Raw genomic sequence first — 444 nt, forward strand, 5'->3', positions numbered from 1 at the left:
CTGACCATGCCTTTAGAAATACACATCTGAAAAACATGCGTGAAAACAGATTCAAATACCACTTCTGGAAATAACTGTCGCGTGCGACTGATCGTACTATGCCAAGGTAAATCCTCATCAATATCATATCCTAAAAAATATAAAATATCCAAACGCATATTACAGTGAGCAATCAACTTACGATCACTGATGATATTCTCTAAATAACCCACCAAACAAAACTTAAAAAACACCACAGGATCAATACTCTTTTGACCACTACAACCATAATAATGCTCCGTATCAGTATACAGAAAGTCTAAATCTAACACCTCTTTTAATCGTCTATAAAAATTGGTGATAGGAACACGATCACTTAACTGAAAGTTATTGAATAATTTCTCCTGATAAATCTTAAAGCCTTGCATACAACAAGTTACTAATTATACGTATTTTTAACAAAAC

The 444-nt window shown here is 32.9% G+C and carries 1 protein-coding gene; it reads right to left on the reverse strand.

All coding sequences use genetic code 11. The features are described from left to right. Window positions 1-407: transposase (locus tag Q1A60_RS21495; RefSeq protein WP_299770672.1), on the reverse strand; the 407-nt coding region annotated here is incomplete at its 3' end. Window positions 408-444 lie beyond the last annotated feature (37 nt).

Source organism: uncultured Dokdonia sp. (assembly GCF_947492535.1).
Lineage (GTDB): Bacteria > Bacteroidota > Bacteroidia > Flavobacteriales > Flavobacteriaceae > Dokdonia.